At 73.3% G+C, this 25,902-nt stretch carries 19 protein-coding genes; 12 read left to right on the top strand and 7 right to left on the bottom strand.

The window, feature by feature from the left end:
- Position 1 precedes the first annotated feature (1 nt).
- Positions 2–1,996, top strand: coding sequence for a DUF2264 domain-containing protein (locus tag C1I92_RS03755; RefSeq protein ID WP_111253332.1), 1,995 nt, complete (start codon positions 2–4; stop codon positions 1,994–1,996).
- A gap of 378 nt (positions 1,997–2,374) precedes the next feature.
- Here C1I92_RS03755 and C1I92_RS03760 read toward each other — a convergent pair whose 3' ends face one another.
- Both C1I92_RS03760 and C1I92_RS03765 read right to left on the bottom strand, forming a co-directional pair.
- Positions 2,375–3,253, bottom strand: a complete 879-nt coding sequence (locus C1I92_RS03760; RefSeq protein WP_111253333.1) for an LLM class flavin-dependent oxidoreductase — start codon at positions 3,251–3,253, stop codon at positions 2,375–2,377.
- Positions 3,223–4,656: an amidase gene (locus tag C1I92_RS03765; protein ID WP_111253334.1), complete on the bottom strand. Its 1,434-nt coding sequence runs from the start codon at positions 4,654–4,656 to the stop codon at positions 3,223–3,225. The genes C1I92_RS03760 and C1I92_RS03765 overlap by 31 nt, the downstream gene beginning before the upstream one ends.
- Positions 4,657–4,772: 116 nt before the next feature.
- Between C1I92_RS03765 and C1I92_RS03770 the strand changes: the two genes are divergently transcribed.
- From C1I92_RS03770 to C1I92_RS03780, 3 genes are all read left to right on the top strand, one after another.
- A complete protein-coding gene (locus tag C1I92_RS03770) occupies positions 4,773–5,873 on the top strand; it encodes a M48 family metalloprotease (RefSeq protein ID WP_199520926.1) in 1,101 nt (366 codons plus the stop codon).
- Positions 5,874–5,881: 8 nt separating this feature from the next.
- Positions 5,882–7,483, top strand: a complete 1,602-nt coding sequence (locus C1I92_RS03775; protein ID WP_111253335.1) for a type IV secretory system conjugative DNA transfer family protein — start codon at positions 5,882–5,884, stop codon at positions 7,481–7,483.
- A gap of 902 nt (positions 7,484–8,385) precedes the next feature.
- Entirely contained in the window at positions 8,386–9,450 is a 1,065-nt protein-coding gene (locus C1I92_RS03780) for a 3-deoxy-7-phosphoheptulonate synthase (RefSeq protein ID WP_111253336.1), read from the top strand.
- On the opposite strand, the gene C1I92_RS03785 is transcribed toward C1I92_RS03780, so the two are convergent.
- The 3 genes from C1I92_RS03785 to C1I92_RS03795 are packed head-to-tail and all read right to left on the bottom strand — an operon-like array spanning position 9,407 to position 12,101.
- Complete coding sequence (locus C1I92_RS03785; RefSeq protein ID WP_111253337.1) at positions 9,407–10,015, bottom strand: DUF624 domain-containing protein; 609 nt, start codon at positions 10,013–10,015, stop codon at positions 9,407–9,409. The genes C1I92_RS03780 and C1I92_RS03785 overlap by 44 nt on opposite strands.
- 14 nt (positions 10,016–10,029) lie before the next feature.
- Positions 10,030–10,935, bottom strand: a complete 906-nt coding sequence (locus tag C1I92_RS03790) for a dihydrodipicolinate synthase family protein (RefSeq protein WP_111253338.1) — start codon at positions 10,933–10,935, stop codon at positions 10,030–10,032.
- Positions 10,932–12,101, bottom strand: a complete 1,170-nt coding sequence (locus C1I92_RS03795) for a mandelate racemase/muconate lactonizing enzyme family protein (RefSeq protein ID WP_199520927.1) — start codon at positions 12,099–12,101, stop codon at positions 10,932–10,934. The genes C1I92_RS03790 and C1I92_RS03795 overlap by 4 nt, the downstream gene beginning before the upstream one ends.
- 86 nt (positions 12,102–12,187) lie before the next feature.
- On the opposite strand from C1I92_RS03795, the gene C1I92_RS03800 reads away from it, so the two are divergent.
- The 6 genes from C1I92_RS03800 to C1I92_RS03825 are packed head-to-tail and all read left to right on the top strand — an operon-like array spanning position 12,188 to position 22,311.
- Positions 12,188–12,979, top strand: a complete 792-nt coding sequence (locus tag C1I92_RS03800; protein ID WP_111253340.1) for an IclR family transcriptional regulator — start codon at positions 12,188–12,190, stop codon at positions 12,977–12,979.
- Between the two features lie 37 nt (positions 12,980–13,016).
- Positions 13,017–14,474, top strand: a complete 1,458-nt coding sequence (locus tag C1I92_RS03805) for an ABC transporter substrate-binding protein (RefSeq protein ID WP_111253341.1) — start codon at positions 13,017–13,019, stop codon at positions 14,472–14,474.
- Positions 14,475–14,477: 3 nt separating this feature from the next.
- On the top strand, positions 14,478–15,434 hold the full coding sequence (locus C1I92_RS03810) for a carbohydrate ABC transporter permease (RefSeq protein WP_111253342.1): 957 nt from the start codon (positions 14,478–14,480) through the stop codon (positions 15,432–15,434).
- Positions 15,431–16,327 (top strand): carbohydrate ABC transporter permease, encoded by an 897-nt coding sequence (locus C1I92_RS03815; RefSeq protein WP_111253343.1) that lies wholly within the window; start codon positions 15,431–15,433, stop codon positions 16,325–16,327. The genes C1I92_RS03810 and C1I92_RS03815 overlap by 4 nt, the downstream gene beginning before the upstream one ends.
- Positions 16,328–16,352: 25 nt before the next feature.
- Positions 16,353–21,158 carry a golvesin C-terminal-like domain-containing protein gene (locus C1I92_RS03820; protein ID WP_111253344.1) on the top strand — a complete coding sequence of 1,602 codons (4,806 nt, stop codon included), beginning with the start codon at positions 16,353–16,355 and terminating at the stop codon, positions 21,156–21,158.
- 22 nt (positions 21,159–21,180) lie between these two features.
- Positions 21,181–22,311, top strand: coding sequence for a mandelate racemase/muconate lactonizing enzyme family protein (locus tag C1I92_RS03825; protein ID WP_111253345.1), 1,131 nt, complete (start codon positions 21,181–21,183; stop codon positions 22,309–22,311).
- Between the two features lie 68 nt (positions 22,312–22,379).
- Here C1I92_RS03825 and map read toward each other — a convergent pair whose 3' ends face one another.
- Both map and C1I92_RS03835 read right to left on the bottom strand, forming a co-directional pair.
- Positions 22,380–23,147 (bottom strand): type I methionyl aminopeptidase, encoded by a 768-nt coding sequence (gene map, locus C1I92_RS03830; RefSeq protein WP_111253346.1) that lies wholly within the window; start codon positions 23,145–23,147, stop codon positions 22,380–22,382.
- A 19-nt stretch (positions 23,148–23,166) separates the two neighbouring features.
- Positions 23,167–23,904 (bottom strand): SDR family NAD(P)-dependent oxidoreductase, encoded by a 738-nt coding sequence (locus C1I92_RS03835; RefSeq protein ID WP_199520929.1) that lies wholly within the window; start codon positions 23,902–23,904, stop codon positions 23,167–23,169.
- 69 nt (positions 23,905–23,973) lie between these two features.
- Between C1I92_RS03835 and C1I92_RS03840 the strand changes: the two genes are divergently transcribed.
- Both C1I92_RS03840 and C1I92_RS03845 read left to right on the top strand, forming a co-directional pair.
- On the top strand, positions 23,974–25,110 hold the full coding sequence (locus tag C1I92_RS03840) for a mandelate racemase/muconate lactonizing enzyme family protein (RefSeq protein ID WP_158563962.1): 1,137 nt from the start codon (positions 23,974–23,976) through the stop codon (positions 25,108–25,110).
- Between the two features lie 7 nt (positions 25,111–25,117).
- Entirely contained in the window at positions 25,118–25,900 is a 783-nt protein-coding gene (locus C1I92_RS03845) for an NAD-dependent epimerase/dehydratase family protein (protein WP_111253349.1), read from the top strand.
- Positions 25,901–25,902 lie beyond the last annotated feature (2 nt).

A 25,902-nucleotide genomic window follows, 5' to 3' on the forward strand; every position in this document is an offset into this window, starting at 1 on the left:
CATGCTCGAGTTGCCGCCGCCTGACCCTGCCCGCTCGCCGCGTACCGGCTGGACGCGGACGCACTGGGAGGCGGTGGCCGATCACCTGCTGCTGGCGCTGCGTCCGTATGCCTCGCCCAGGCACGCGCTGATCTCCCTGCCCGGGCCGGCCGGCGCCAGCGGCCGGTGGAGCGACGGGCTGGAGGCGTTCGCCCGCAGCATGCTGCTGGCCGGGTTCCGCGTCGGCGGCGCCGGCGGCGCCGACCCGCACGGGTTCGCCGACTGGTACGCCGAAGGGCTCGCCGCCGGCACCGACCCGTCGTCGCCGGAGCGCTGGCCCCGCTTCGGCGAGCGCGGCCAGGCCAAGGTCGAGGCGGCGTCGATCGCGATCGCGCTGCACGAGACCCGTCCCTGGCTCTGGGACCGGCTGCCCGAGCGCACGCGCGAGACCGTCGTCGCGTGGATGGGCGAGATCCTCGGGACGTTCGCGCACACGAACAACTGGGTCTGGTTCCAGAACGTCGTCGAGGCGTTCCTGCGCTCGGCCGGCGGGCCGTGGCGGCAGGACGAGATCGACCGGAACCTGGCCGTCCACGAGGGGTTCTACGCCGGCGACGGCTGGTACTCCGACGGCGGCACGCGGCCGGACGGCCTGCGGCACTTCGACTACTACAGCGGCTGGGCGCTGCACGTGTACCCGCTGTGGTTCCACCGCATCGCCGGGACGCAGGCGCCGGCGTCGTACCGGGAGCGGCTGGTGCGTTACCTGGAGGACGCGCAGCACTTCGTCGCGCCGTCAGGTGCGCCGCTGCTGCAGGGGCGGTCGCTGACCTACCGGTGGGCGATGCTCGGCCCGTTCTGGACCGGCGCGCTGTTCGACGCGACGCCGCTGCCGCCGGGACGAACCCGGCGGCTGGCCAGCGGAGTGCTGCGCTGGTTCGTGTCGCAGGGAGCGGCGGACGAGGACGGGCTCCAGCCGATCGGATGGCGGGGCGCGTTCGCGCCGATCCGGCAGTTGTACACCGGCGCCGGGTCGCCGTACTGGTCCAGCAAGGGCTTCGCCGGGCTGCTGCTGCCGGCGGAGCACCCGGTGTGGACGGCGCCTGAGGAGCCGCTCGCGGTGGAGACCGCTGACGTGTCGGTGCTGCTGCCGGCGCCGGCCTGGCTGCTCTCGGGCACCACCGCCGACGGGATCGTCCGGCTGGTCAACCACGGCAGCGACCACATCTACGGCCCTAGGGTCGCCGACGACATCGCGTTCTACGCACGGCACGGCTACGCCACGCATGCGGCGCCGTCGCTGCACCGGGACGGTGTGGCACACCCGGGGGAATCGCACGTGGCGCTGCTGGACGCCGCCGGGCGGCCGAGCCACCGCAGCCCGATCCGGCGGCTGGCGCTCGATGCGCCGGACGGGGCCGTTCTCGCGTCGCGGTCGCGCGCACACTGGCGCGAAGCCGGCGAGCCGACCGTCGGCGACGGCGACGCGTTCCGCACCGGCCCCTGGCTGACGACGGCGTCGGTGCTGCGCGGCGCGCTGGAGGTGCGGCTGGCCCGGCTGGACCCGGTCACGCTCGCCGACGACCCGGACGAGGTGTGGGTGGCCGACGCCGGGCCGTGGGTGCTGCGGTTCGGCGGCTGGTCCATCGCCTCCGACGCGGCGCCGCCCGAGAGCGCCGCGAGTGGCCGCGTGGTGGCCGGCCAGGGCCTGACCAGCCTCGTCATCGGCCTCGGCGACGTCTCGTCCACCGGCAGTGTGGTGTCGGACGGCGCGCATCCGCTGGGCCGGTGGTCGGCCTGGCCCTGGGCCGCGACCGCCGAGCCGGCGGAGCACGGCCGCCTCTACGCCGCCGTCGTCGTGCTCTCCGCCGACCCCGACGCGCTCGCCGCGGCACCGTCCGTGGCCGTCACCACCGACGGCGACGCCGTCACCGTCACCTGGCCGGACGCCACGACGACCAGCCTCACCCTCCCCGCGCCGGGACCGGACGAGAGGCTCACCCTCGGCACCTGGTGAACCACCGAGAGCGGGTTTGAACGTTGGCCGGCACGTTTGCCGTCCCCCTGCTGCCCGATCCTCTTGGCCGGGACGGGGGAGTCTGGCACGCCGCAACGCCAGCGGCCCACGTTCGGGCCATCACCGGCCCACGCGTGCCCGGTTCGCGGCGTTTGCCGGACTGTGGATGCCCATGATCATCAATGATCCGGTACACCACTACGCTGACCCGCGCTCCACCAGGCCACATTCGTGCTGGTGCACGGGTCATCGTGATGATGGCTCCCGAATCACCGGAAGCTCCCACATCGTGGACGCCGCACCGCCACCGACGGCCACGCAGCACAACGGCCCACGGATCAACCTGCATCACCCGGACACGCCTATAGGAGCCACGCCTTAGCGACGTACGGAAGCGGCGCTGACCGCGGGAATGACCTGCTCGGCGAACGTGCGCAGCTGGCCCGGAGGACCGCCGAAGACGAGAACGTCGGCGCGGTGCTCCGTGGCCAGCACGCTCAGCTCGTCGATCCACTGCGACACCGGGCCGGCGAGGTAGCCCTCCGAGACGCCGTCGGTGATCGTGCCGCCGACGTTGAACACACGCCTCACCGCGGCGGGGTCGCGTCCGGCCGCCAGCGCGGCGCCGTCGACCCGCTCGTTCAGCTCCGGCAGCCTGCGCAGCACATCGGCGTTGATCGACGGGACCCAGCCGTCGGCCAGCCGGCCGGTCAAGGCGAGCGCACGAGGTCCGTAGGCGCCGACCCAGATGCCCAGGTCACGCCTCGGAATCGGGCCGGAGTGCACGCCGCGCAGATGGTAGTGCGACCCCTCGAACCGCAGTCCGCGCTCGCCGCTCCACAGGAGCCGGATCACCTCGATCGCCTCGCCGAGCGCGGCCAGCGCCTCCCCCGGCGTCCGGCGCTCGCCGCCGTAGCCCTCGATCGCGTCCCAGAACGCGCCGGCGCCCAGCCCCAGCTCGAACCGGCCGCCGGACAGCACGTCCAGCGATGCCGCGGTCTTGGCGAGCACGCCGGGCGGGCGCAGCGGCAGGCAGGCGACGTCGGGGAAGACCCGCAGCGTGGACGTCGCGGTGAGGATGGCGCTGGACAGCGCGATCGTGTCCACGAATCGGCGCTGGTACGGGTGGTCCTGGATGCCGACGTACTGGAACCCGAGAGTCTCGGCCAGCTGCGCGGTCTGCACCAGCGGCTGGGATGCGTCCGGGACGAGGAAGTGGCCGAAGCTCACCACGCCGGCGGCCGCCGATCCCGCCACGGCCGGGCCGCCTCCAGCTGCGCGGCCAACGACAGCAGCGTCTCCTCGGCGCCGTGCCGGCCACCCAGCATGACGCCGACCGGCAGCTCCACCCCGTCGGCCGGCGCCGTCTCCAGCGGCAGGCTGATCGCCGGCCAGCCGGTGAGGTTCCAGACGCTGGTCCACGGCGTGAACGCCATCTGCCGGGCGAAGTCGCCGGCCGGGTCGGCGTCGTCGCGCTGGGAGCCGACCGGCGCCGGCAGCTGCGCCAGCGTCGGCGAGAGGATGACGTCGTAGGCGGCCCAGGTGGCGGCGGCCTCGCGGGTCGTCGTCTGGATCAGGCCGAGCGCCGACGCGTACTCCAGAGCGCTGATCGAGCGGCCCTTCTCGCGCAGCCAGCGGGTCAGCGGCAGCAGCAGGTCCTCGTGCTCCGGCGGGATCGGCGCGCTCAGCGCCAGCACCGACCAGACTGACTCGAAGGAGTCCCAGCGCTCGGCCGTGAACGGCACCGGCGCCGGCTCGACCTGGTGCCCGAGCTCCTCCAGCAGCCGGGCGGTCCGGACGGCGGCGGCGAGGCACGCCTCGTCGACGGGCGCGCCGTCGACGATGACCGGGGTGGTCAGCAGGCCGACGCGCAGGCGGCCGGGGTCGCGCTCGCAGGCGTCCAGGAACGTCGTCCGCGGCGGGGCGAGCACGTAGAGATCGCCCGGCCACTGGTGCGACAGCACGTCCAGCAGCGCCGCGGTGTCGCGGACGTCGCGGGTGAGCACGCCGTTGGAGGCCAGGCCGGCGCCCTCGGGACGGTACGGGCCGGGACTGACGCGGCCGCGGGTCGGCTTCAGCCCGACCAGCCCGCAGGCGCTGGCCGGGATGCGGATCGAGCCGCCGCCGTCGCTGCCGTGCGCGATCGGCGCGATGCCGGCCGCGACCGCCGCCGCGGAGCCGCCACTGGAGCCGCCGGCCGACCGCGACGTGTCCCAGGGGGTGCGGGCCGGCGGCGCGATGTCGGGCTCGGTGTAGGGCGGCAGCCCGAACTCCGGCGTGTTCGTCTTGCCGATCATCAGCGTGCCGGCCTGGCGCAGCAGCGTGACGACGCCGTCGTCGGCGGGCGCGACGAAGTCGCCGAGCGCCGCGCTGCCGGACCGGAACGGCACGCCGGCCACCATCGCGAGGTCCTTGACCGGGCATGGCACGCCGAGGAACGGCGGCAGCTCGTCGCCGGTCCGGGTGTCGCGGAGCAGGACCTCCGCCTCCGCGGCCTGCTCGCGGGCCAGCTCCGGGGTCGGGGTGACGAACGCGCCGATGGACGGGTCCAGCCGCTCGGCCCGGTCCAGCGCGTGGTCGGCCACCTCGGACGGCGACACCTCGCGGTTGCGGACCGCCGCGGCCAGCTCCAGGCCGGTCAGCTCATGGATCTCGCTCACGCCTCGACCCTACGGCGCCCGGCCGCCCGTCGCTCACGATCTTGACTGACGTTGTCACAGCCAGCGGTTATGGTGACTTTCACAGGCATGATCCGACGAGTTCATCGGAGGCGGCGATGAGCGACGACGGCCGGCGGTCCGGCATGCGGCCCAGTGGGCCGCCGGGCGGCTTCAACGACCCCGACCCGCCCGCGGCCACGGGCCTGCGGCAGCGCTGGTCCGGGCCGTCCGCCGCGACGACACCGCGGCCGCTGCGGCACCGCCGCCGCGCCGACCTGTCCACCCTGGCGTCGCTGGTGCTGGCGCTGCCGTGGTTCCTGTTCAGCCTGACGGTGGTCGGCATGGTCGGCCTGGGCATCGGCGCGCTGGTCGGCAACACCACCGTGGTGCCCATCGTGTGCATGGTGCTGTGGCTGCTCAGTGGCGTGCTGATCTTCTACCGGCCGGTCGAGGTCGGGGTGGCCCGGTTCTTCCTGCGGGCCCGCCGTCCGACGCCGAGCGAGCGCGACCGGCTGCAGCAGGCCTGGCACGAGGTCATGCAGTCCGCGGGCCGCGACGGCCGCAAGTACCAGCTGTTCATCGAGGACAGCGACGCGCTGAACGCGTACGCGGCGTCCGGGCACATCGTCACCGTCACCCGCAAGACGCTCGAGGCGATGCCGCACCACCACCTGGCGGCGGTGCTGGCGCACGAGCTGGGCCACCACCTCGGCGGCCACCCGTGGAGCAACCTGCTGGCCTACTGGTACTCCGTGCCGGCCCGGCTGCTCACCAGGGCGCTGCGGCTGGTGCTGCGGCTGGTCGTCGCGCTGTTCTCCATGGTCTTCGCCGTGGTGGCGCGGATGCCGGGGCTGGCGTCGTTCATCGCCCGGGTGATCACCTGGTCGCTGATCCTGTTCGTGGTGTTCTTCGTGACGGTGCTCATGTGGGCGGCGGTGCAGTCCGGCCAGACGTGGGCGCCGCCGACGGTCGCGCTGGTGGTGCTGACGCCGCTGATCCTGCCCTGGCTGGCCCGGCGCAGCGAGTACCGCGCCGACCGCATCGCCGCCAACCTCGGCTACGGCCACGCGCTGATCGAGGTGTTCGAGGACTGGCTGCGCCAGGGCATGGACGACGACCGGCGCACGTTCGTGCTGCGGGCCCGGCTGTTCAGCACCCATCCGGCGCTGGCGGCGCGGATCAAGAGACTCGACGCCTACCTGCGGAAGAACGCGTAGGAGAACCCATGCCGATCCGACGACGCCGCCGCGGCGAGACCCCCTGGGACGTGCTGCGCGACGCCCATCCCGACGCCGCCGTGGCGATGGACCGGCTGGTCCAGGACGGCCGGCTGTCCGACGTCGACACCGCCCGCATCGCCGGCGCGCTGGACGCCCGCGCCGGAGACGACGCGGCGCTGGCCCAGCTGGCCGACGAGATCGTGCGCTATGGCCCGGCCGCGCTGGCGCACCCGTCGGCGCTGCACGACCTGCCGGTGCCGCGGCTGGCCCGGCACAACCTCGCCGCCGGCCAGGTCCGCCTCGGCCGCACCGTCCAGGACTCGCACGCCGACACCGTCATCGCACAGGACTTCGGCATCGACCACGACGTCCTGCGCACATCGCTGCTGGTCATCGGGCCGCCGGGGTCGGGCAAGACGCGCGGGTTCGCGCTGCCGATCGTCGAGCACCTGTCGCTGTCGGCGCTGGCCGGGCAGGCCAGCGTCGTGGTCGTCGACCCCAAGGGCAACGACTTCGCGCACGAGGGCTGGTTCGACGTCACCATCGACCCGCTGAACCCGACCACCGGGTTCGACCTCTACGGCGGCACCCAGCACCCCGACACCGCCGCCGACCGGCTGGCCAGCGCGATGCTGCCGCCGTACGTCACCGACGACATGGCCTACTTCATGGACGGCTCGCGCAACGCGCTGTACGCGTGCCTGGCGCCGTTCCACCTGGCCTTCGGCCGGTGGCCGAAGATCCGCGAGATGCTGGCGCTGCTGCGCTCCGAGCAGGGCATGACCGACCAGGTGAAGGGCAACCTACGCGGGCCGGAGGGCAAGGAGGCCAAGGCGCTGCTCGACAGCCGCCGCGACCAGCTGGCCCGCAACGCCGACCCGGCCGCGTCGCTGGTCGAACGGTTCCAGCTGCTGGCCCGGCCGCGGCTGATGGACCTGTTCGACCGCGACAACACGTTCCGCATGCACGACATCAACCGGCCGACGCGGGTGCGGGTGTCGCTGCCCGAGGCGGAGTTCCCCGACGCGACGCGCATCCTGGCCCGGCTGGTGGTGTCGCAGTTCGTGCAGGTCACGTCCGCCCCGGACACCAACCGCGGCATCTTCAAGGCGCTGGCCATCGACGAGGCCGGCCGCTTCGTCGACGACTACGTGGCCCGCGGCGTGCAGAAGCTGCGCTCCAACAACGCCGGGCTGATCCTGCTGGCGCAGACCATCAGCGACTTCCCGCTGCAGGTCCGGGCCACGGTGTTCGGCTCGGTCGGCTGCAAGGCGGTGTTCGGCGGCATCGACCCGGTCGACGCGAAGGTGTTCTCCGAGTGGTTCGGAGACCACTGGGTGTCCGAGATCAGCTACAGCCAGGGCGAGGCCACCGGGCTGGCCCGCACCACCGGCAGCTCCCGCGACAACCGCGGCGGCTGGAACCGGACCGAGGGCGAGACCCGCAACTGGGGCGTCAACAAGGGCACCAACCTGCGTCGGGTCGAGCGGCCGCGGTGGACGGTGTCCGACATCGTCACCCGCATCCCGGCCGGCCACTGCGTCGTCGCGCTGTCCCGCTCCGACGGCACCCGCACCGGCCCGACGCTGGTCAACCTGCGCGCCTGAGCGACGCCACGGCCCTGCGCCGCTCGGGCGGAGTGGCACTCCGGCACGGCACGGCCCGCGGCCCATCGCGCACGCGGCGGACCGCCGGACACCCGCGGAACCGGCGAATGCCCGGGGTTCCGGCCGAGACCCGCGGTTCCGGCGGACACCCGGGGTTCCGGCGAACACCCGCGGAACCGACGCATGCCCGGGGCTCCGGCGAACACCCGCGGAACCGACGCATGCCCGGGGTTCCCGCGGACACCCGCGGAACCGGCGGATACCCGGGGATCCGGCGGACACCAGCTCTGGCGTCCCGGCATTCGCCGGTCTCGCGGGCATCCGCCGATCTCGCGGGCATCCGCCCGCCTCGGGGGCATCCGGGGCCCCGGGGGCATCCGCCGCCCTCGCGGGTATCCGCCGGCCTCGGGGGCATCCGGGGCCCCGGGGGCATCCGCCGCCCTCGGGGGCATCCGCCGGCCTCGCGGGCATCCGCCGGCCTCGCGGGCATCCGCCGGCCTCGCGGGCATCCGCCGATCTCGCGGGCATCCGCCGGCCTCCCAGGCATCCGCCGGCCTCCCAGGCATCCGCCGATCTCGCGGGCATCCGCCGGCCTCCCAGGCATCCGCCGGCCTCGCGGGCATCCGCCGGTCTCGCGGTTGGGCGGGTAGCGCGGGCAGCCGTCGCGGGCGGCGCCAAGGGGCGGGCGGCGGTCGGCTATAGTTCGATCCGTGATCGCGGTCCGTCGGTATCGGTATTTTGCGCAGGCTCCGGGTGGAGCCGGGCGCTCGATGCGCTGACCGACGAACCACCCGGAGCCAGCTGGGCAGAGACGTCTCGTCTCTGCCCTTCGTCATGAGACGGGCCGGCTCGCTGGCGATCCGACGGGACGTCCCGCTCGTTGCAGAGGAGACGTAGCACCCATGTCCGAGCCCCAGTCCCCCACCGGCGACCTGCGCGTCACCGGGTTCCAGCCGCTCATCCCGCCGGCGCGGATGCTGGCCGAGCTGCCGATGGACGAGGAGCACGCCGCGCTGGTCCGCGACAGCCGGGCCGACGTCCGCCGCATCATGGCCGGCGAGGACGACCGCCTGCTGGTCGTCGTCGGACCGTGCTCGGTGCACGACCCGGTGGCGGCGCTCGACTACGCCCGGCGCCTGAAGCCGGTCGCCGACGAGCTGCGCGACGACCTCGCCATCGTCATGCGGGTGTACTTCGAGAAGCCGCGGACGACGGTCGGCTGGAAGGGCCTGATCAACGACCCCGGGCTGGACGGGACGTTCGACGTGCAGCGGGGGCTGCGGATCGCCCGCGAGCTGCTGTTCGAGGTGCTCGGCGCCGGGCTGCCGGTCGGCTGCGAGTTCCTCGAGCCGATCAGCCCGCAGTACATCGCCGACACGGTGTCGTGGGGCGCCATCGGGGCGCGCACGCCGGAGAGCCAGGTGCACCGTCAGCTGGCCTCCGGCCTGTCGATGCCGGTCGGCTTCAAGAACGCCACCAGCGGCGACGTCCAGGCGGCCATCGACGGCTGCACGGCGGCCGCGCACGGGCACGTGTTCTTCGGCGTCGACCACGACGGCCGCGCGGCCGCCGTCAGCACCGCCGGCAACCCCGACTGCCACGTCATCCTGCGCGGCGGCAGCGCCGGCCCGAACTACGGCCCGGACCACGTCGGCGACGCACTCGCGCTGCTGCACAAGGCGCAGCTGCCCGAGCGGCTGGTCATCGACGCCAGCCACGGCAACAGCGGCAAGGACCACGAGCGGCAGGCCGTCGTCACCCGCGAGATCGCGGCGCAGATCGCGGCCGGTCAGCGCGGCATCGCCGGCGTCATGCTGGAGAGCTTCCTGGTCGCCGGCCGGCAGGACATCGGCGCGACGCCGCTGGTCTACGGCCAGAGCGTCACCGACGCCTGCATGAGCTGGGACACGACGGCAGACCTGCTCAGCGAGCTGGCGGCGGCGGTTCGAGCGCGCGCTGGACGGTGATCGTCGCCAGCAGCGCGGGCAGGGCGGGAAAGAAGAGCGGGACGGCGGCCGGCGTCGTGAGCCAGCCGCCCACCGCCAACCCCATCACCAGGGCCGCGACGGCGACCGTCACCAGCGGCCGCCGCCACGCCACCTCGGCCGTGACCTGCCACGACCGCAGCACCGGCAGGTCCACGTGCGCCACGACGGCGGGCAGCTGCAGCAGCGTCGCCAGGTACCCCGCGGCCAGCACCGCCATCCCGGCCACGAACGGCGTCGACCGGGCCAGCAGCAGGTAGAAGACCACGACCCACACGGTGAGGATCGGCACGCCGAGCACGACCTGCGACGACCGCAGCGACGAACGCCAGGCGGCCCAGAAGTCGCGCCACAGCCGCGGCGACCGGTCCAGCAGGTACGCCCGCAGGACGCTGTACAGCGCGGCCGTGGCCGGCGCCAGCCCGAACAGCACCAGCCCGGCCAGCACGCCGAGCAGCCACAGCAGGTTGAGGGCGGCCAGCCGCACGGGCCAGTCGAGATACCCGTACAGCCGGCCGAACCGCCCGCCGACCTCGATGTCCGCCATGGTCCTCCCGAGCGTCACAGGTCCAACGCGGCCAGGATGTCATCCAGCAGCGCCCGGCCGCCCGCGTCCAGCGGTTTGGCCGGCAGCCGGACGGTCGCGTGCTCGATGATGCCGCGGCGCACCAGCACCTCCTTGTGCACCGCCCACGCGATGCCCTGCTGCAGCCCGTGCACGATCAGCGGCAACAGCCGGGTGAACGCCGCCCGCGCACCCACCCGGTCGCCGCCCTGCCACGCCGCCAGGACCGGCGCGAGCAGGTCGGGGAACTCGCAGGCAGGCATCGTGCCGATCGACCCGCGGGCGTACTCGTCCAGCACGAACTGCGCGTTCGCCCCGCCCAGCACGGCGAACCGGTCGCCCTCGTCGGCGACGGCGTCCGCGACGGCGCCGACCTTGGGCACCGTCGGCGCCGCCTCGACCTTGACCGACGTGACGCCGTCGAGCTTGCTCAGCTCGACGATCAGCGCCGGCGACATCGCGACTCCGGTGACGCCGGGCGCGTCCTGCACCATCACCTCGGTGCCGGCGTCGACAGCGAACTCGCCGATCAGGCCGTAGAACTCGACCAGCTGGTCCGGTCCCGGCTTCACCATGAACGGCGGCAGCACCATGAGCGCGTCGGCGCCGCCGGTCGCCGCCTCGCGGGCCTGCTCCAGCGCCGTCACCGACGACGTCCCGTTCACGCCGGCGACGACCGGCACGGCGCCGGCGACGACCGCGCGCACGTCGGCGAGGATCTGCTGCCGCTCGTCCGACGTCAGCGCGAACCCCTCGCTGGCCATCCCGAACACGGCGACGCCGTCGACGCCGGAGCCGAGCTGGAACTCGGCCAGCCGCCGCAGTCCCGGCCGGTCCAGCGCGCCGTCTGTGCGGAAGGGGGTGGCCAGGATCGGGACCAGGCCGTGGACGGTGTGGGTCATACGGTTCGACTCTCCTCGGCGATCGTGCGGACGGCGTCCTCGTCGACGTCGACCCCGAGACCGGGGCCGGCGGGCAGCGCGATGCGGGCCGGGCCGGCGGCCAGCGGCGTGCGCAGGATCCGCTGCCCGACGTCGGTGGACAGCGGCTGGTACTCGAACACCTCCAGCAGTTCGACGGCGGCGGCGACGTGCAGCCCGGCGGCCAGCGCGACCGCCAGGCCGGTGGAGTGATGCGGCGCGACGGGCACGTGCCGGGCCGCGGCCAGCTCGGCGATCACCATCGCCTCGGTGATGCCGGTGCGCCCGACGTCGGGCTGGGCGATGGCCAGTGCGCCGGCCTCGAGCCACTGCCGGAACTCGTAGCGATGCCGCAGCGCCTCACCGGCCGCGATCGGCACCGGTGACCGGCCGGCCAGCTCGGCGTGACCACCGAGATCCTCCGGCGCGAGCGGTGCCTCCAGGAACCAGCCGGACCGCCGCGCCAGCCCGTCGGCCAGCCGCAACGCCTCGGTGAGCGAGTAGGCCCAGTGCGCGTCGACGGCCACCCGCAGCGCCGGCGCGGCACTGCGGACCGCGTCGACGGTGGCGAGGTCGGCGTCGACGCCGTACCCGAGGTGCAGCTTGACGGCGGTCGCGCCGCGGCCGGCGAGGTCGCGGGCCAGTTCGGCGCGGGCCGCGTCGGACGGCCGGGGCAGCCCGGACACGTAGGCCGGCACCTCGCTGCGGAACGCGCCGCCGAGCAGGTCGGCGACGGGGCGTCCGGCCAGCTTGCCGGCGAGGTCCCACAGCGCGATGTCGACGGCGGCCAGCGCGTCGGCCTGGTGCCCGGCGAGGTGGCCACGCTCGCGCATGAGGTCGCGCAGCCGGGACCACGCCGGCCGCGGCCGGGTCGCGTCCATGCCGCGCAGCGCCGGCGCGAGCAGCAGGTCGACGATGGAGCCGGGCACCTCGGGAGCCACCGGCGCCAGCGCCTCGCCCCAGCCGGCGGCGCCGTCGTCGGCGGTCACCTTGACCAGCAGCGTCTCGAACCGCCCGGAGTACAGGCTGCGCCACGGCTCGCGCACGGTGTAGCCGGGGCCGATCGTGCTGCCGTCGCGCAGCACCCCCAGATAGGCGTCGTCAGCGGCGACCTTCAGGATGAAGGTCTCCACATCACGAATCACCATCAGGTATCCGGGGAGGGGTTGACGTCATGCAACATATGCGTAACTCTCCCACATAGTGCACGCAACCTTCAATATCAGGAGTGACGGTGGCAACGGAGCCGAGCACGAACCAGAGCGTCGAGAAGGCGGCGAGCGTTCTCGCGGCCTTCCTCGACGGGCGCGCGCTGCGGGTCTCCGACGTCGCGAAGCATGCCGGGCTGGGCCAGTCGACGGCGTCGCGGCTGCTCACCACGCTGGAGTCGCTGGAGTACGTCGAGCGGGACCCGGTCAGCGGCCTCTACCGGCTCGGCCCCGCGCTGCTGACGCTGGCCGGCGTCGCGATCAACCAGCACCCGGTGCACCGCGAGGCCCGGCCGGCCGCACAGATCCTGGCCGGGACGCTGGGCCTCGGCGTCAACGTCGCCGTCCGGCACGGCTCGTCGCTGTTCTACCTGTGCAACTTCGAGGGCCGGCTGGCGCCGAAGTCGTTCACGCTGATGGGCCAGCGCAACCCGCTGCACGCCACCGGCATCGGCAAGTGCCTGCTGCTCGCGCTCACCCCGGCACAACGCCGGGAGCTCGTTCCCGACCTGCACCGCTACACACCGCGCACGATCTGCGACCACGACGAGCTCGACTCCGTGCTCGACCTGGTCGCGCAGCGCGGCTACGCCACCGAGGTGGAGGAGCTGGCCCTGGGACGCTCGTGCGTCGCGGCGCCGATCCTCGGCCAGTCCCGCGACATCGTGGCCGCGCTGTCGATCTCCGGCCCGCTCTCCGCGCTGGGACTCGCCGACGGCGACCCCGAGCTGGCCAGCACCGTCATCGAGGTGGCCGACTCCATCAGCGTCGGCCTCGGCTACCTCGGCCCTCGGCACGCCCCGGCGACCCGGCCCTGACCCCCCACGTTCACCGACAAAGGAGTCCGCGAGAATCATGTCTCGAACCCGACGCACGCTGCGCTGGGCGGCCGCCGCAACGGCCGTCGCCCTGACGGCCACCGGCTGCAACCTCGTCGGCAGCGGCGAGGACGACAGCGGCAACGACGACGCCTCCGGCGAGAACGTCACCATCACCGTCGCGCTGGTGCCCGACCCGCCCGGCGCCAGCGAGTTCTACCGGGCCCAGTTCGACCAGTTCGAGGAGGACAACCCGGGCATCACCGTCGAGGTCCTCGAGAACCCCTCGGACCAGCAGCTCAACGCCGTCGAGCTGATGTTCCAGCAGGGCGACCCGCCGGACGTGTTCCGCGCGCAGGCCGACGGCTTCGACCGGATGTACGAGCGCGGCTGGGTGCACTCGCTGGAGGAGTTCGTCACCGACGAGTTCATCGACCGGTTCCCCGAGGGCACGATGAACCCGTCGACGTCCGGCCTGCACCGCGACGGTGAGCTGTACACGCTGCCCCTGGTCTCCGGGAAGTGGGACGTCCGCGTCCTCGTGTACAACGAGACGGTGCTGAGCGAGAACGGCTACGACGCCCCGCCGGAGACGTGGGGCGAGCTGGAGGAGATGGCCCGCACCATCACCGCGAACGGCGGCGGCTCGGTGTTCGGCTACGCGCCGACGTCCGGCAAGGCCGGCGCCGTCGAGATCCTCGCCCAGACCGCGACGCCGTACTCAGTGGTCCAGGACGGCATCGACTTCAGCACGGGGCAGCCGGCCACGGCGTCGCCGGGCATGGTCGAGGCGGTCGAGCTGCACCGCCGCATGCAGGCCGACGGCGTCATGGTGCCGGGCTGGGAGAGCTGGGACGGCGCCCGGGCGTTCACCGAGTTCGCCGCCGGGACCATGGCCATGTACCCGACCGCGCCCTGGCACATCGCCGAGATCCGCAAGCTCAACCCGGAGATCGAGATGGGCATCGCGCCGCTGCCGGTGCCCGACGACGGACGCGTCGCGTTCACTCCGACGAAGCAGTCCTTCCAGCCGATCTGGTCGATGTCGTCGGAGACCGAGCACCCGGAGGAGGCGTGGGCGGTCATGGACTTCCTCGCCTCCGAGGACTTCAACCGCGCCTACTACGAGCAGTTCGGCTCCTTCACCGCGATCGAGAGCGCGTGGGAGGACCAGGCGCGGGAGAACGAGGACCAGGCGGCGATCCTCTCGGCGGCCGAGGAGACCATGCGGGTGGTGCCGAACCCGATGCTGCTCAGTGAGGGCGGCGGCGAGCTCCTGCGGGCCCGCGCTCAGCGTCCGGAGCTCAAGCACACCGACGCCGCGGTCGACGCGATCATCAACAACAAGCCGTTCCTGCCGATCGCCCAGGCCCTGGACCAGCAGATCCAGGCGTTCCTCGACGAGACGCTGGCCGAGCTCAGCGGCACCGCGACGATCGAGGACATCACGTTCCCCGACTGGGATCCGCTCGAGAACTACACCCCGGAGCAGTAGTCCATGGCTTCGTTGCTCGCACCCGCCCGGCGGCCACGCGCCGCCGGGCGGCCCCGGGCCGCACGCTGGCGCCGGCACGCCTGGAGCTACGCGTTCCTGATCCCCGGGATCCTGCTGTTCGGCGGCTTCTCGCTGTGGCCGCTCATCGCCAGCTGGTGGTACGCGTTCTTCGACTGGGACGGTGTCGGCGCGCCCTCGAACTGGATCGGGTTCGACAACTTCCGCGAGGTGCTCGGCTCCGGTGCGTTCTGGGACGCCTTCTGGCACTCGTTCCTGTTCTCCTTCGCCGCGCTGGTGATCGAGCTGCCGCTGGCGCTGGTGCTGGCGATCCTGCTGAACAACGCCTGGCTGCGTGGCCGCAACGTGTACCGGCTGGCGCTGTTCCTGCCGGTGGTCACGACGACGGCGGTCATCGGCATCGTGTTCGCGATCCTGCTGGACCCGATCCGCGGCGTGGTGAACACGGCGCTGACCGACCTCGGGCTGGTCGGCTCGGCGGTGAACTTCCTCGGCGACACGACGACGGCGCTGCCGACGCTGATCGGCATCGACGTCTGGAAGGGCTTCGGCATCACGCTGATCTACTGGCTGGCGGCGTTGCAGACGATTCCGAAGGACATCCACGAGGCGGCCCTGATCGACGGCGCCAACTCGCGGCAGTCGCTGCGCTTCGTCGTGCTGCCCATGCTGGTGCCGCTGGCGATCGTCATCCTGCTGCTGGTGTTCCAGCGCAGCCTGAACACGTTCGACCTGGTACAGGCCACCACGCAGGGCGGGCCGAACTACGCGACCGACGTGGTGCCGACCTACATCTACCGGTTCGCGTTCGACCCGTTCCTGCAGGCGCCGCGGTACGGCTTCGCCTGCGCGGCCGGCGCCGTCTTCGGCCTGATGACCCTGCTGATCACGCTGCTGCAGGCGCCACTGCTGCGCGGCCGGTACAAGGCGGGAGCGACATGAGCACCACAGAACTCCTCCGCGAGACCCCGGCGCCGGTCACCCCGGCCGGTCCCGACCGGCGCAACCGCTGGTGGCGGCACCGGCGCAAGCTGTGGCACCTGTTCCTGATCCCGTTCTGCCTGCTGTGGGTCTACCCGTTCATCTGGATGATCTCGGCGGCGTTCAAGTCGCAGGGCGAGATGCTGCTCGGCGGCCTGTCGCTGATCCCGGACGAGTGGACGTTCGGCAACTTCGAGCGGGCCTGGACGACGGCCAAGTTCGGCGACTACACGATCAACACGATCACCTTCTCGGTCGCCGTGGTGCTGCTGGTGCTGATCGCGTCGTCGACGATGGGCTACGCGCTGTCCAAGCCGGACCTGCCGGGCAAGAAGGTGATCATCGGCGTCCTCGTCGTCACCATGTTCATCCCGCACAGCTACACGATCATCCCGGTGTTCCTGCTGATCAACGACCTGGGTCTGAACAACGGCCTGCTCGGCGCCGCGCTCGCCCAGGCCGGCCCCGGCCTGGTCGTGCCGATCCTGCTGTTCATGGGGTTCTTCGCCGGCATCCCCCGGGACCTGGAGGACGCCGCCCGGGTGGACGGCGCCGGGTACGTCCGGACCTTCGCCCGGGTGCTGCTGCCGCTGGCCCGGCCGGTGATCGGCACGGTCGCGCTGATGAACTTCGTCTTCGCCTGGAACGCGTTCTTCGTGCCGCTCGTGTTCACGCTCGGCGCGCCGGAGCTGCGCACGCTCGGCGTCGGCATGTTCAGCTTCTTCGGCCAGGAGGGCACCGACTGGACCGGGCTGGCGGCGGGCGCGTGCATCAGCACCATCCCGATCGTCATCGTCTTCCTGTTCCTGCAGCGCACGTTCGTCGAAGGCATCGCCGGCGCGGTCAAGAGCTGACTCCCTCACACGGAAGGTCTGGCCCATGCACGAGGTACCCCCGGCGGAAGCCTGCCCGAATCCGAGCCTGTCCCGCCGCACGGCGATCCGGCTGCTGCTCGGCGCGGCCGTCCTGCCACCGGTGGTGAACGCGTTCGGGCTGCCGTCCGCGGCCGCCACCAACCCGGCCGCGGACGGCCAGCCGCCACTGCCGGACGCGCTGCGCCGGCTGCCGATGCCGAACCTGACGACCGAGCCGGTGGCGACGATCGCCGGCGATCGGCACCGGGTGACGTTCCACCGGGCCAGCTGGGACGGCGGCCACACCTACGTCCGCGACCTCGAGGTCCGCACGTCCGGCGGCTGGCTGCCCGTCACCGACGCCGGCGCCCGGTTCGACGAGCAGTGGATCGTGCTGACCGGCGACGACGGGAATCCCACCGACTACTACACGTCGATGACGCCCCGTTGGGTGGCCTTCGACTCGCTCGCCCAGGTCGACGAGCGGACCGTCGAGCTGCGCAGCACCCCGCCGGGCGGCTACGACCTCACCGTCCGCTGGTCGCTGGCCGGCGCCAACCCGGAACTGCAGTGGACGCTGACCGCGGGCGAGGCCGGCCACTACGTCGTCGGCTACCAGTCGGTCGACGCGGTGACCCCGGACGAGGTCGACGAGGTGCTCTGCGGATCCTGGCAGCACGCCCGGGTGATCGGCGGGGCCCAGTCGCTGGGCGCGTGGGAGCTGTTCGCGCCGATGTCGCTGACGCAGCGCCGCGTCGGCGAGCATGACGTGACGCTGGGCGTCTACACCCCCGGTGAGGTGCTGCTGTTCGAGCACGAGCGCGAGCCCGGGCCGGACGGCCAGCCGTTCGGGATGAGCCTGCGCAACGACGACCGCGATGTGCAGCCGGTGGTGTTCGCGCCGCAGGCCGGCCGTCGCTCGCCGCTGGCCGCCGGCGAGAGCCGCGGGTACGCGTTCGGGCTCTACGCCGGCGCCGGCACCGTCTACCAGGCCTACACCGACCTCGTCCGCCATGAGTACGGCTACACCGACTACCGCCGCAACGTCTACGAGACGTCGCTGACCGACACCGTCCACAACCTCATCGACCTGGTGCTGGTCGAGCCGGACGGCGACGACGGCGAGTCGTTCGTGCTGTCGTTCAGCGGCTGGTGGAACCGCGCCAAGGGCTTCGTCGACATCGAGAACGACCAGGCGGTGCGCACGCCGATCGCCGGTGTCCTGCTGTCGGCGTACCACCTGACCGGCGCCGCCGGGCTGTACGAGCGGCGGGCCCGGCCGCTGGTGGAGTACCACCTGTCGCGCGCCGGCCACGGCAGCACGCCGGTGAAGGGCGCGCCGGTGTACGGCAACCCCGACCTCTACCGCATCGGCCGCATCCCCGGCGACGCGTCCACCCTGGTGCCGCTGTACGAGCAGACCCGTGGGCAGAACGCCGGCCTGCACGCGCTGGCCAGGCAGCTGATCCGGCAGCGGCCCGGCCGCGACGCCCGCACCCCGATGAGCACCCCGCTGCAGGCCTACGTCCTCACTGGCAACGAGGCCTACCTGGCCGAGGCCCGGGCCGAGGCGCGACGGCTCATCCGCGACCAGATCATGCGGCCGTACACGAAGAACGCCGCCGAGAACGAGTTCGGCTACCACTACGTCAAGGCGTGGACCGAGCTGCTGGTGCTGTTCGAGCTGACCGGCGAGCAGGAGTTCCTCGACGGCTCGTACCGCGAGGCGCAGCGCTACCTCGGCGTGATGAACGTGCGGCCGGTCCCGGACACCACGGTCACGGTGCCGAACCAGCCGTTCATCGACAACCAGATCGACTGGTGGAAGACCCCGCTGCTGCCCGACTACCCGCAGACGACGGTGCCGAGCGAGGAGGTGCCGGCGTGGATGGTGTCGTCGTCCGGCATCACGTTCGAGCAGCTGTCGACGTTCAAGACCTCCGCGGGCGCGGTGAACCCGGGCGGCGGCTTCACCTGGATCCCGGCATGGGCGCCGTTCTTCCTGCGCCTCGCCCACCACACCGGCGACGACCTGTTCCGCGACGTCGCGCACAACCTGGTGGTCGGCCGGTTCACCAACTACCCCGGCTACTACAACCGCCAGTTCAGCGTCGCCCACATGAAGCCGGACTTCCCGTACCAGGGCCCGCCCGGAGCCGGTGCCATCTACTTCCATCACATCCCGGCCCAGCTCGGCCTGGCCCTGGACTACCTGATCACCGAGCACCAGACCCGGTCCGGCGGTGAGATCGACTTCCCGCGCCAGTTCGAGACCAACTACGTGTTCTTCAAGTTCGCGACCTACGGACACGCGCCCGGCACCTTCCACGGCGAGGACGGCGTCTGGCCGTACTTCCCGAAGGGACTCGTGGTCCTCGACAACCCGCAGGTCAACTGGCTGACGGCGGTCGGGAACGGCAGTCTCTACGTCAGCCTGACGAACGAGAGCGAGACCGCCGAGCGGGTCACCGTCGACGTCGCCACGGCCGGCACCGGGCTGGCCCGCCGGGCCGGCAACCGGGTCGAGGTGCTCAGCGGCTCCGGGCGCGCCGTGTCGGCGCTGCGCCCGGAATCCCTGAGCGGTTCCGGGCGCACCGTGTCGGCGCTGCGCCCGGAATCCCTGAGCGGTTCCGGGCGCACCGTGTCGGCGCTGCGCGGCGGGCAGTTCACCACGACGGTGCCGGCCAAGGGGCACGCGGCGCTGGTGGTGCGTGACGTCGACATCGACGTGCCGTGGCACTGGAGCAGCGATGCGCGCGACCTCTCGCCGGACAGCCACCACGAGGAGTATCTCGACCCAGCCGCGAACGACGGCCTGGTGCGGGCGGTGCTGCTGGTCCGGCCGGACCGCTCCGGCTACGACGCCTACGTGCAGGCCGACGTCGAGGAGCCGGCCACCGCGCAGCTGACCTACGCGATCGGCGACGGGCCGGCGCAGCCGGCGCCGGCCAAGGTGTTCCCGTACGAGTGGACGATCCCGGTCGACGACCTGAGCACGCCGTTCACGTACCAGGTCGGCTCCGGGTCGCGGACGACGGCCGGGCACACGCTGCGGCTGCCGGTCGCCGTGACCGGCGTGCTGCCGGCCGGCGCCGCGGCCGCTGGTGAGCTGTCCGCGGCGCCGGACACCACGCCGGGCGACGTCGTGCCGGTCCGGGCCCGGGTGCGGGCCGGCTCGGCCGCCCTGGCCGGCGCCGCGGTGGCGCTGACGGTGCCGTCCGGGTGGACGGCTTCGGCCGTGGGCGACGTGCCGGCGACGGTGCCGGCCGGCGGCCACGCCGACTGGACGTTCGACGTCACCGCGCCGGCGTCCGCGAGCGGCACCGTCGCGCTGGCCGCGACCGCGACGTGGACCGGTGGCAGCGTCGCCCTGACGCCGGCCCCCGTCGAGGTGCTGACGCCGCTGAAACTGCCCGCGCTGACCGCCGTGCCGGCGGAGCTGGCCGCGCCCGGCGACGCCACCGAGCTGACCGTCGCCGTGCTGAACGTCGGGCCGCTGCCGCGGTCGGGCACGCTGCGGGTGACGGTGCCGGCCGGCTGGCACGCCTCGCCCGCGGAGGTCGGCTTCGACGTGCCAGGACGCGAGGAGCGCGAGTACACCGTCACGGTCACGTCGGCCGCGGGCGCCGCGCCCGGCACCGCGCACCGCGTCACCGTCGCCGCTGACGGGGCGGCGGACCAGGCGGTCACCGTCCGGGTCGCCGGTACGGAAATCATCGTCGACAACGCCGACGAGTGGCCGCGATACGTCGAGACCGGCTGGTGGCTGCCCAGCACGCTGGCCGGCTGGAACCGCACCGCGACCCGGTTCAGCGAGGAGGGGCGGCTCGGCGGCACCGCTACCTGGACCCCGGTGCTGCCCGCCGACGGCGCCTACGACGTCGCGGTCTGGTACCCGACGAACCCGGCCACCACGCAGGCGGCCGTCTACGTCGTCCACCATGCCGACGGCGAGGAGGAGATCGTCGTCGACCAGCAGCAGGACGCCAACGGCTGGCGGACGCTGGGCCGGTACCGGTTCACGGCCGGCACGAGCGGGTTCGTGCGCATCGAGGTCCGCAATCCCGGCTTCCACCGGGTCGACGCGGCTCGGTTCCAGCCCGTCGACGCGGCCGGACTGCTGCCGGTGCTGTCCGGCTTGACGGCTGCGGACGTCGCGGCGCCCGGCGGCGCCACGACGCTGACGGCGACGTTGCGCGCCCAGGACGGCACCCCGGCGCGCGGAGCCGCGCGGCTGGCCACCCCGGCCGGCTGGACCGTCACGCCGGCCGAGATCCCGGTCGACCTGGCCGGCGGCGCCACGATGACCCTGGAGTTCGCGCTGACCGCGCCGACCGGCGCCGTCGCCGGGACGCTGCACGAGCTCGCGCTGTCGGCGGCCGGGGCCTCGGCCGCCATCGCCGTCGCCGTCGGGACGCCCGACCCCGCTGCCGCCGTCGTCGTCGACGACGAGGACGCCGGGTACGCCGAGACCAGCGGCTGGAGCGCCAGCAGCCTGACCGGACACGACGGCAGCCGGTCGCGGTTCGCCGGCGGCACGTCGGGCGCCATCGCCACCTGGACCCCGGCGCCGGCGGCGGCCGGCCGGTACCGGGTCAGCGTCTGGTACCCGACCAATGCGACCACCACCCGGGCGGCCGTCTACACCGTCGTGACGGCTGGCGGCGAGCAGACCGTCGTCGTCGACCAGCAGGACAGTGGCGCCACCTGGCGGCCACTGGGCATCGTGGACCTGGACCCCGCGACCGCGGCGGTCCGGCTGACCGCGCAGAACAGCGGGCATCATCGTGCCGATGCGGCCCGGTTCGAGCCCGTCGTGCCCGCGCAGTGAGATCGGAGAGCATGTGAAGAGCATGGAGATCGCCGCGGTCGAGGCGTTGCCGCTCCGGCTGGGGCTGGACGGCACGCCCGACCGCGGCGGCCCGGACTACCGGACGCCGCACGACCGGCCGACCATCTACTCGCCCAGCCGCGAGACGGTGTTCGTCCGGATCGAGACGACGGACGGTCTGGTCGGCTGGGGCGAGGCGCTGGTGCCGGTCGGGCCGCGAGTGGCCGCGGCGATCGTCGAGGACCTGCTGACGCCGGCGCTGCTCGGCGCCGACGCGGCGGACGTGCGGCCGCTGCGGTTCCGGCTCGGCGAGCTGATGCGCGAGCGCGGCCACCTCGGCGGGCACCAGGCCGACGCGCTGGCCGCCGTCGACATCGCCCTGTGGGACCTGCTCGGTCAGGCCACCGGGCTGTCGGTGGCGGCGCTGCTCGGCGGGGCGTTCCGGCGGCGGATCCCCAGCTATCTCACGTCTGTGGGCACGGCGACGACGGCGGCGCTGTTCGAGCGGCACTGGTCGGAGGGGGTGCGGCGGTTCAAGCTGCACCTGGGGCCGGACGTCGACGAGGCGCTCGCCGTGTTCGACGCGGCCCGGGCGGTGCTGCCCGACGCCGCGTTCGCCGTCGACGTGCACTGCCGGCTCGACGGCGTGTCCGGGCTGCGGCTGGCCCGCGAACTGGCCACGCGTGGGGCCTGGTTCCTGGAGTCGGCGCTGCCGGCGGAGCACGCCCGCGGGTATGCCGCGCTGGCGGCCGCCGCGGACCTGCCGATCGCGGCCGGCGAGGCGCACCGGCATCGCCACGACGTGGCCGACTGGCTGGCGATCGACGCGCTGGACCTCTACCAGCCGGACATCGGCCGGACCGGGATCACCGAGGGCTCGGCGATCGCGACGCTGGTCAACGCGGCGTACCGGCCGATCCTGCCGCACCACTCGGCCGCGCTCGGCCTGGCACTGGCGGCCGGGCTGCACGTCGCGGCCGCCGCGGACAACGCGCCGTTCTTCGAGTACTCGCCCGAGACGGTGTCGTTGGCGAACGCGGTGCTGGCCGAGCCGATCGTCGCCGAGGCCGACGCCTACCTGCTGCCCGACGGGCCCGGGCTGGGCGTCGTCGTCGACGAGGAGAAGGTCCGGGCCGCCGTCGTCGCCCGCTGACCGCCCCCGCCCCCGGCCCCATGATCATCAATGATCCAACCACCCAGCAGGGGTTGGATCATTGATGATCATGGGGCGGTGAGGATCTGTGCTCCGTCCGGCGTGATCGCGATGGTGTGCTCGCTGTGCGCCGTCCGCGACCCGTCGGCGGAGCGGATCGTCCAGCCGTCCGGGTCGTAGACGATGCGGCTGGTGCCGGCGGCGAACCACGGCTCGACGGCGAACGTCAGGCCGGGGCGCAGTGGGAAGCCGCGGTGCGGGCGGCCGATGTTGGGCACCGACAGGCCGCCCTCGTGCATCGTCCGGCCGACGCTGTGGCCGCCGAACTCCGCGTTCGGGGTGTAGCCGTGGGCCCGGGCCACCTCGGCGATCGCGAACGAGACGTCGCCGAGCCGGTTCCCCGGCCGGGCCGCGGCGATGCCGGCGTCCAGCGCCTCCTCGGTGGCCTTGATCAGCCGCACGTCTTCGTCCCGCGGCGTGCCGGCGATGACGCTGATCGCGCTGTCGCCGACCCACCCGTCCAGCTCGACGGCGAGGTCCAGGCTGAGCAGGTCGCCGTCGCGCAGCTTGACGTCGTAGGGCAGGCCGTGCAGCACCGCGTCGTTGAGCGACAGGCAGATCACGTTGCGGAACGGGCCGTTGCCGAACGCCGGCGCGTAGTCCCAGTAGCAGGACACCCCGCCGCCGGCCGCGATCAGCTCGCGGGCGCGCTGCTCGATCTCGAGCAGGTTCGTCCCGGGGCGGACCATCGGTCGCAGCTCCCCCAGGATCCCCGCGACGAGACGCCCGGCCGCGCGCATCCTCGCGATCTCGGCCTCGGTCTTCAGTTCGATCATTCGCGCACCTCCGGTATTATCATACCGGAGGCAGGAACCTGGATCTCAGCTCGGGGCGGGCGAACGCCGCCGGACTGGCGATCGTGAGGCCGCCGTCGACCGGCAGCGCCACTCCAGTGACGAACGAGGCGCCGTCGCCGGCGAGGAAGTGCACCACCTCGGCGACCTCAGCCGGGCGGCCGGTCCGGTGCAGCGGGTAGCCCTCGGCCAGGCCCGGCCGGTCGTCCGCGTCGGTGGTGATCAGGCCGGGCACGACGGCGTTGACGCGGATGCCGCGCGGCCCGAGGTCCAGCGCCAGCTGTCGGACCAGACCCTCCAGCCCGGCCTTCGCCGCGGCATAGGCGGGCAGCCAGGGCGAGGCGACCCGTCCGTTGACCGACGAGACCGCGACGATCGCCGAGCGCCTCCCGAGGTGCGGCACGCCCTGCTTGCAGACCTGGAACGCGGTGGTCATGACGGCGTCGAGGGCGCCGTGCCACTGCGCGTCGGTGGTCTCAGTGAGGGGCGCGGTGGGCTGCAGCGCCGCCGCCGGCACGATCACGTCCAGCCGGCCGGCCAGCTCCACCGTCGCGTCGACGACCTGCCGGGCGCCGGCCGCGGTGGCACAGTCCGCCTCCAGATGCAGGGCGAGCGACGGGTGCTCCAGCGGCTGTCTGCTGACGCCGACGACAGTGTCGCCGCCGGCGGCGAACCGGTCGGCGATGGCGCGGCCGATCTCAGACGACGCACCGATGAGCAGCACCCCGCGTCCGGGCACCCCGGCCTCCTTCATTCTGCACAGCTAGTGCATCATCAGAATGACACTATCACCATATGGATGGGATCAATGAGGATCACCGAGGTGGAACCGCTGGTCATCGCCACCGGCACCGGGACGTACCTGCTGGTCGTCGTGCACACGGACGAGGGCCTGCACGGCCTCGGCGAGGTGGGGATGCGGTCGCGGCCGAATGCGGTGCTGGGCGCGCTCACCGACTTCGCCGCGCTCGCCGTCGGCGCTGAGGCCCACCGCATCGAGGAGTTGTCGCAGCTGTTCCTGCGCGGCGGCTTCTTCCCCGCCGTCGGCGACGTGGCGGCCGCCGCCGCGGCGATCGACCTGGCGCTGTGGGACCTGCGCGGCAAGACGCTCGGCGTCCCCGTGCACGAGTTGCTCGGCGGCGCCGTCCGCGAGCACGTCCCGGCCTATGTGCACGTGCGCGGCGCCGGCCTCGCGTCGTACGTCGAGCATGGGCGGGAGCTGGTCGAGCAGGGCTGGCGGCACCTGCGGATCGGGCTGCAGCCGGCCGCCGAGCCGGTGCTGGAGCCGCGGGCGACGCTGCGCGACAACATCGCCGTCTTCCACGGCCTGCGCGATGCCCTCGGCGACGACGTCGAGCTGCTGGTCGACGTGCACACGCGGCTGGACCCGGCCGAGGCGGCGGTGTTCTGCCGCGAGATCGAGCCGGCCCGCCCGTACTTCGTCGAGGATCCGCTGCGGGCGGAGAACCTGGACTCGTACCGGACGCTGCGCGCCCGGACCGGCGTGCCGCTGGCGGCCGGCGAGCAGCTGACGACGGTGTGGGAGTTCCGGCCACTGCTGGACGGCGAGCTGGTCGACCATGCGCGGATCGATCTGGCCAACACCGGGCTCACGCAGGGCCGCAAGATCGCCGCCATCGCCGAGGCGCACCACATCCAGGTGGCGACGCACAACCCGCTCGGCCCGGTCTGCACGGCGGCGTCGGCGCACCTCAACCTCGCGTTGCCGAACGTCAGCGTGCAGGAGCAGGGTCACCCGCACGGCTGGGACGGCGACCCCCTGGTGCAGGCCGGCCCGGTGGTCGCCGCCGGCGCCGTCCGGCCGGGCGACGGGCCCGGATTCGGGGTCGAGATCGACCTGGCGGCGGCGCGCCGGGCGGCCACCGGCGACCTGGGGCCGCCACCCCGCTACCGTCGTCCGGACGGATCGCTGACGAACTGGTGAGGTTTCCATGACCACTGTGCTCGTGACCGGCGCCGCCGGCAGGGTCGCCGGGATGCTGCGGCCCGGCCTGGACGGCCTCTCCCTCCGCGTCGTCGACACCCGGCCGGTCACCGGCTGGGACGGCGCGGACGTCGTGCTCGGCGACCTGGCCGACCCCGGCTTCGCGGCGGCCGCCCTCGACGGGATGGACGCGGTCGTGCACCTGGCCGCGAACCCGAACGCCGACGCGGCGTGGCCGCACCTGCGCGGCCCGAACGTCGACGCCGTCGTGACGTTGCTGGACGCGGCGCGCGCGGCCGGAGTGCCGAAGGTCGTGCTGGCCAGCTCGGTGCACGCGATGGGCGGCTACCCGGTCGACGGTCTGAGCGGGGATGGCGTGGGCGGCCTCGCCAACGGCGCGCTGATCGATCCGGACTGGCCGGCGCGCCCGTGCTGCACCTACGGCGCCACGAAGGCGTTCGCCGAGGCCTACGGCCGCACCGTCGCCGACGACGGCGGCCCGGCGGTGCTGTGCCTGCGCCTGGGCGCCGTCCTCCCGCACCCCACCGACACCGGCAATCTGCGCGTCTGGCTCTCCCCCGGCGACCTCCAACGGCTGATCCGGGCCGCGCTGGCGGCGGAGCTCCGCTACGGCTGCTACTTCGGCGTGTCGGCGAACACCCATGGCGTGTTCTCCTACGCCAACGCGATGGGCTACCGGCCCGAGTCGGACTCGGCGATCTACGCGGCCGATGTCCCGGTCGGCGACGGCGGCGTGTGCCGCTGGCGCGCCGCGCCCCTCGCCGTCTGACC

This window comes from Jiangella anatolica (assembly GCF_003236295.1).
GTDB lineage: Bacteria > Actinomycetota > Actinomycetes > Jiangellales > Jiangellaceae > Jiangella > Jiangella anatolica.

Bases quoted from the DNA above. Each gene is read 5' to 3' on its own strand.
- C1I92_RS03755 (WP_111253332.1), top strand. From the start codon at position 2: ATGCTCGAGTTGCCGCCGCCTGACCCTGCCCGCTCGCCGCGTACCGGC.
- C1I92_RS03770 (WP_199520926.1), top strand. From the start codon at position 4,773: ATGAGCGACGACGGCCGGCGGTCCGGCATGCGGCCCAGTGGGCCGCCG.
- C1I92_RS03775 (WP_111253335.1), top strand. From the start codon at position 5,882: ATGCCGATCCGACGACGCCGCCGCGGCGAGACCCCCTGGGACGTGCTG.
- C1I92_RS03780 (WP_111253336.1), top strand. From the start codon at position 8,386: ATGTCCGAGCCCCAGTCCCCCACCGGCGACCTGCGCGTCACCGGGTTC.
- C1I92_RS03785 (WP_111253337.1), bottom strand. From the start codon at position 10,015: ATGGCGGACATCGAGGTCGGCGGGCGGTTCGGCCGGCTGTACGGGTAT.
- C1I92_RS03790 (WP_111253338.1), bottom strand. From the start codon at position 10,935: ATGACCCACACCGTCCACGGCCTGGTCCCGATCCTGGCCACCCCCTTC.
- C1I92_RS03795 (WP_199520927.1), bottom strand. From the start codon at position 12,101: ATGGTGATTCGTGATGTGGAGACCTTCATCCTGAAGGTCGCCGCTGAC.
- C1I92_RS03805 (WP_111253341.1), top strand. From the start codon at position 13,017: ATGTCTCGAACCCGACGCACGCTGCGCTGGGCGGCCGCCGCAACGGCC.
- C1I92_RS03810 (WP_111253342.1), top strand. From the start codon at position 14,478: ATGGCTTCGTTGCTCGCACCCGCCCGGCGGCCACGCGCCGCCGGGCGG.
- C1I92_RS03815 (WP_111253343.1), top strand. From the start codon at position 15,431: ATGAGCACCACAGAACTCCTCCGCGAGACCCCGGCGCCGGTCACCCCG.
- C1I92_RS03820 (WP_111253344.1), top strand. From the start codon at position 16,353: ATGCACGAGGTACCCCCGGCGGAAGCCTGCCCGAATCCGAGCCTGTCC.
- C1I92_RS03825 (WP_111253345.1), top strand. From the start codon at position 21,181: ATGGAGATCGCCGCGGTCGAGGCGTTGCCGCTCCGGCTGGGGCTGGAC.
- map (WP_111253346.1), bottom strand. From the start codon at position 23,147: ATGATCGAACTGAAGACCGAGGCCGAGATCGCGAGGATGCGCGCGGCC.
- C1I92_RS03840 (WP_158563962.1), top strand. From the start codon at position 23,974: ATGAGGATCACCGAGGTGGAACCGCTGGTCATCGCCACCGGCACCGGG.
- C1I92_RS03845 (WP_111253349.1), top strand. From the start codon at position 25,118: ATGACCACTGTGCTCGTGACCGGCGCCGCCGGCAGGGTCGCCGGGATG.